The organism is Aneurinibacillus tyrosinisolvens, assembly GCF_001015055.1.
Classification (GTDB): Bacteria; Bacillota; Bacilli; order Aneurinibacillales; family Aneurinibacillaceae; genus Aneurinibacillus_A; species Aneurinibacillus_A tyrosinisolvens.
Map to the genome: position 1 here is coordinate 1 of NZ_BBWZ01000126.1, position 691 is coordinate 691.

At 33.3% G+C, this 691-nt stretch carries 1 protein-coding gene; it reads left to right on the forward strand.

Annotated features, from left to right (window positions below):
- A partial coding sequence (locus MBEAL2_RS28660) for an aldo/keto reductase (protein WP_047155566.1) occupies positions 1-258 on the forward strand: 258 nt, incomplete at its 5' end.
- Positions 259-691 lie beyond the last annotated feature (433 nt).

Here is a 691-nt window from a genome sequence, read left to right on the forward strand (position 1 = left end):
TTAGTATCAATAGCTGAAAAGTATAATAAATCCGTTGCCCAGGTGATTTTACGTTGGTTAACACAGAGAGAAGTCGTTGTGATTCCAAAGTCTGTTCATAAGGAAAGAATCATCGAAAACTTCAATATCTTTGACTTTGAATTAAGCCAAGAGGATATGGAGACGATGGCTACGTTAGATACGAAAAAGAGCTTGTTCTTTTCACATAACGATCCTGAAATGGCGAAACGGCTCGGTAACGTTAAATTTGATATTTAATGCTCTTATATAACACAGTTTGTTTGGAAGGAGCAGAAATTATGGTTCAGAGAAAATTATGATTTTGATTGATGCGTTTTTTTCCATGGTAAAAAGCTCTCCTGTTTCACTAGGAGAGTTTTTTCAGTATAAAATCTTATAAAATATGATTGTGTAAGATTCGTATTTACTGAATTAGTGGGCAGGATAACGTAGGAATTTTATTGGGACAATAATCAAAAAAATTTCTTCTTAAAGAGCATAGAAAAACTGGACGATGATGGGCTATGGATGAGGTATGTAACAAAACGTGATTAATCGTATCTGATTGATTAGCCAACTCGCTTGTAAAATTTGAAGACTTAATAGAATTGATTCCTAGGAATGTACTTTTTTGATTCTTATTTTTCTATGTACAGGAGGACAAATATCAACGGAATAAAACAGTGTAGAC